Raw genomic sequence first — 4,644 nt, forward strand, 5'->3', positions numbered from 1 at the left:
CTTGTGATCCGACTAACGTTTGCCAGCCGTTAACTACCGCTCGCCGAGCATCTCTTTATATAAGGCAGTCTCATGGTTAAAGCGGATACGTCCCCCTAGCTAAAGCACAGCCAGCATCGAGCAACTCATCACGTTCTTCCACCGAGAACCCCTCGGCGTAGACGCGCACCACTGGTTCGGTCCCGCTAGGACGGACCAGCAGCCACGTGTCATCCTCGAATGACAGACGCAAGCCGTCCATATGACTAACGTTTTGCGGCACCTTGCCACAAATCGACTTGGGGTTTACGCCCGGCAGCAGGGTTCGTAACGTTTCGGCATCTTCGGCCTCAAGGCGCAAATCGCGTCGACCGTAACTCGTCTTACCAAAACTGTCCTCGAGTTGGTCGACCAGAACGCCCAAAGGCGCGTCCGTCTTTGCCATAAGCTCACACAGAATCAGACAGGCGAGGATTCCATCGCGCTCGGGCATATGCGCGGCGATGCCGATACCACCGGCTTCTTCGCCGCCTATGAGGACGCCGCCCTTCTTCATCTCCGCCGCTATATATTTGAAACCGACTGGTTTGACGGTCACGCGGCAGCCAAGCGCCTCGGCAATGCGACGTACGAGCGTCGAGCATGAAAGATTGACGACGACGCGCCCCTCCAAATTACGAAATTGAACCAAGTCGCCCAAAACGAGCGCCATGATCTGATGCGGATGTATATATCTGCCGCGCTCGTCAACCGCGCCGATACGGTCGGCGTCGCCGTCGGTCACCAGGCCAGCGCAAGCTCCGTCCTCGATAACCGTGCGCTCGCAAGCGTCCACCCAAGGTTCAACGGGGTCGGGGCAGATATCTTCTTGGTCAGACGCCTGCCCGGCGTGAATCTCGTGCGCCTCAACGCCAAGCTCGCGCAGCAAGTCGGCTAGATAGCCCTGGGCTGCGCCGCCCATGGGATCGACAACCACGCGCAGGTGCGCGGCGCGGATGGCTTCGGCATCGACAAATGATGCCACCGCCTGCATATAGTCAGGAATGATATCCGCGGTGCGATATTGCCCCTCGATCCCCATTGGCTCGGGAGCCATGGTCTCTTCGAGCTCTTCGATGACATCCTGGTTGGCGGTTGAGCCGTCACCCATGCGAATCTTGAGGCACAGATAACCCTGCGGATGATGGGACCCCGTCACCATGAGCGCGCCGCACGCCTCACCGTCATAAGCCGCCGCCCACGTAAGGGCAGGGGTCGGAACAGGTCGCGAAGCGAGCACGGCGTCCAGCCCGTGCGCTGCTAGCACGCCCGCCGCAAGTTCAGCGAACTCGCTCGCCAGGGGCCGGGTGTCGAACCCTATATATACTGTTTTGCCCGGATTGGTCTTTTGCCACAACTCGCCGACGGCATCGGCGATACGAGCAACGTTATCGGCAGTGAAGTCCTCATCGACGCGAGCGCGCCAACCGTCAGTTCCAAAATGAATTATCGCGCACACGCGCAGACACCTCACAGTGTTTGGATCATGGTACGCATGGGGTATACCCGCAACATGCACTCGGCAACCTGCCGGCACCAGCATTCACCATTTGGGCAAATGCTGCCGAGGACATGCAAGCAATAAAAAAACCGCCCCGTATGGAGCGGTTTTGCCCTTTATATATCGAGCGCCTCGGCCATCGCGGCCGTAGTGATTGCCGTGGTTCCACAGCAACTGCCCACCATTGCGGCACCGGCATGTCTCCATTCGATGCATGCGCGCGCGAAAGCTTCGGGGTTCTCGTGCCATACGGGGCCATCCTGAGTCTGGACCGGATCGCCTACGTTGGGACGCACCGTGACGGGAGTAGTCGCCGATGCAACCATCCTGGGCACCGCCGCGTTCGCGGCCGCAAGCGAACAGCAATTAACACCAACCGAGTTTGCGCCGTGTTTTTCGGCGTACAAAACGGCCGCCTCGATGTTGAGGCCATCGCCCAACAGGTCGCCTTTATCGTCAACGACAAAACTCACCAGAACAGGCATGCCGTCGGCGGCATCTCGGGCGCCGGCAAGCATGGGCTGCAAATTACGGATAGACGTCACCGTCTCGATCAGCAGACCGTCAACGCCGGCATTGAGCAAGGCGTGCGCCTGTTCGCGCGCAATGCCTCGGATTTCACGATACTCGGCAGAGTCCTCGGCAAACCACTCAATACCGATCGGGCCCATCGAGCCCAGCAGCAGTTGCGGGTGCGCCTGGCGAGCATCGTCGACGGCCCCGCGATTGACCTCCGCCACGGACGGCGCAATCTGGTCGTGCTTGAGGGCATAGCTTGATGCCTGAAAGGTGTTGGTAATGAGCACCTGCGCGCCGGCAGCGACATACAAGCGATGGATACGAGAAACGGTCTGCGGCTCTGCCAGATTCCAAAACGCCGGTGGAATGTCGGCGGCATCGTACTCACTCAACAGAACACTGCCCATGGGGCCCTGCGCCAACAAGGTCTCGCTCGACAAGCGGCGCGCAAGTTCCTCGGCACCAAAGCGGTTGTAATAACTCGTATCCATATATATCCCGCTATTCCTCGACGCTGATTCCCTGCTTTTCGAGATAGGCGAGCCAGCGGTTCATCGTGTCCTCGGAAAGCGCATGCTCCATCATGCAGGCCTCGGAATCGGCTCGCTCAAATTCGACACCGAGCTCCTGAACCAAAAACGTGCGGATGAGGCGATGACGGTACCAGATAGCCGCACCAACCTCGCGGCCGCGATCGGTCAGGACTACCTTGCCGTAGTGCGATTGCTCGACAAGTTCGGATGCCTTGAGCGCCGAAACCGCTTTATTGACCGATGCCTTGGAGACGCCAAGGCGCTGCGCGATGTCGACCGATCGCACGCCGTTGGTTTCCCCCTCTTCGCTTTCAATGCGAACCATGCACTCCAAGTAGTCTTCGTTCGCCACCGTCAGATGTAGTTCGCGCGAGCTATTTGTCGTATCCATGATCTTCCGTCCCTTCTGCATTCAATGGCTGATTCTACCCCATCCAAGCGTCGTGGTATGCCGTGGCATACCGTGCTAGAGTTCTTGTTGCACACGACGACCAAGATTGGAGCGGTCTTTATGGAAAACACCACCACGAGCCCCGATGTCCTCGAACGCTTTTTGCGCTACGTCCAGATCAACACGCAGTCCGAGGATGCAAACTGCGACCAGGTACCCTCGAGCGCCGTTCAGTTTGACCTTGCCAACGTGCTGGCCGAAGAGCTGCGCGAGCTTGGTGCGGAAGATGCCCACGTGACCGAGCACGCCTATGTCTGCGCGCATATCCCCGCAAGTGCGGGCGCTGAGGACAAACCCGCCCTGGGCCTGATCGCCCATCTCGACACCACCGAAGTTGCACCGGGCGCCGGCGTGAAGCCGCATATCGTACACTACGAAGGCGGCGACCTGGTCTGCGGCACGGTTGACGGAAAGCCCGTTGCCATGAGTACCGCCAAGCTTTCCGCCCTGAATGACCTCGCGGGTGAGGACCTGGTCTGCAGCGATGGTACCACGCTGCTGGGCGCGGACGACAAGGCAGGCGTCGCCGAGATCATGTCGCTTGTCGCGCGTATCGCTCAGGACCCTTCTCTGCCCCATCCCGCACTCGGCATTTGCTTCTGCCCTGACGAGGAAATCGGCCACGGAGCCGAGCTGTTGGATATCGATACCTTTGGCTGCAAGTACGCCTACACGGTCGACGGCGGCCCCATCGGCGAGCTGGAGTGGGAGTGCTTTAACGCCGCCGAGGCGACCGTCCGCTTTGAGGGCCAGTCCATCCACCCGGGCGACGCTAAGGGCCGTATGGTCAACGCAGGCAATCTGTTCTGCGACTTCAACGCGTTGCTCCCCTACGTGCAGCGCCCGGAGTATACGGAAGGCTACGAGGGCTTTTATCACCTTGAGGGTGTATCTGCGACCGTCGATCACGCCACAGCGCGCTATATCGTCCGCGACCATGACGCCGCCAAGTTCCAGCAGAAACTCGACCTTATTGATGCCGCCGCCTCGATGCTCAACCAGCGTCTGGGTGAGGAGCGCGTGACAGTCGAGATTAAGCAGCAGTATCGAAATATGGCCGAGATCGTTCGTGACTATCCCGAGCTCATTGATGTTGCCAAGGAAGCCTACCTTGCCTGCGGCGTTGAGCCCCAAGTACTGCCGATTCGTGGCGGCACCGACGGCGCTCAGCTGTCGTTCCGCGGTCTGCCCTGCCCCAACCTTTCCACCGGCGGCTATTGCTACCACGGCGTCAACGAGTTCGTCCCGGTCAGTTCGCTCGTCAAGATGACCGACGTGCTCCAGGAGCTCGTCGCCCGCTTTGCATAAGCCTGGCTGCACAAGTCCAAAAGACGAATTGCCCCGTCCTCAACCAAGAACGGGGCGATTTTTTTACTGCAACGAGAATAGGTTGACGCACGCCAGCCTCTTAACGCAAGGAGTGTCCCAAACTGCCGGCACAAAAGGAACGTCCCCAAGTGCCAAGTGCATCAAGAGTGTCCCCTTTGACCAGTCGTTTAAGAACGTCCCCAATGACTACCTTTTTGGCGGGTTTTGATCAAGGCAACGCCGATGTTTTGGTACCGACAGACACTATGACCCAATCCGAGGGCACTAAAAAGATAGGAGCCCCCGCTCGTGGC

General features: G+C 59.3%; 4 protein-coding genes. 1 reads left to right on the top strand and 3 read right to left on the bottom strand.

The features are described 5' to 3' along the window. Positions 1-76 precede the first annotated feature (76 nt). The 3 genes from PGW49_RS10200 to PGW49_RS10210 form a co-directional block, all read right to left on the bottom strand. Positions 77-1,477: a phosphoglucomutase/phosphomannomutase family protein gene (locus tag PGW49_RS10200; RefSeq protein ID WP_270226424.1), complete on the bottom strand. Its 1,401-nt coding sequence runs from the start codon at positions 1,475-1,477 to the stop codon at positions 77-79. 158 nt (positions 1,478-1,635) lie between these two features. Continuing rightward, positions 1,636-2,529: a homocysteine S-methyltransferase family protein gene (locus PGW49_RS10205; RefSeq protein WP_117821432.1), complete on the bottom strand. Its 894-nt coding sequence runs from the start codon at positions 2,527-2,529 to the stop codon at positions 1,636-1,638. A gap of 10 nt (positions 2,530-2,539) precedes the next feature. After that, the gene (locus PGW49_RS10210) at positions 2,540-2,962 is read right to left on the bottom strand and encodes a metal-dependent transcriptional regulator (RefSeq protein ID WP_270226425.1); all 423 of its coding nucleotides are present in this window, start codon (positions 2,960-2,962) and stop codon (positions 2,540-2,542) included. A gap of 120 nt (positions 2,963-3,082) precedes the next feature. Between PGW49_RS10210 and pepT the strand changes: the two genes are divergently transcribed. Next, a complete protein-coding gene (gene pepT, locus PGW49_RS10215) occupies positions 3,083-4,330 on the top strand; it encodes a peptidase T (RefSeq protein WP_215693988.1) in 1,248 nt (415 codons plus the stop codon). The last annotated feature ends 314 nt before the right edge of the window (positions 4,331-4,644 follow it).

Source organism: Collinsella aerofaciens (assembly GCF_027679495.1).
Taxonomy (GTDB): Bacteria; Actinomycetota; Coriobacteriia; order Coriobacteriales; family Coriobacteriaceae; genus Collinsella; species Collinsella aerofaciens_AK.

What these genes read in the sequence shown, in the direction of transcription:
- PGW49_RS10205 (WP_117821432.1), bottom strand. Translation starts at nt 2,529, where the DNA reads ATGGATACGAGTTATTACAACCGCTTTGGTGCCGAGGAACTTGCGCGC.
- PGW49_RS10210 (WP_270226425.1), bottom strand. Translation starts at nt 2,962, where the DNA reads ATGGATACGACAAATAGCTCGCGCGAACTACATCTGACGGTGGCGAAC.
- pepT (WP_215693988.1), top strand. Translation starts at nt 3,083, where the DNA reads ATGGAAAACACCACCACGAGCCCCGATGTCCTCGAACGCTTTTTGCGC.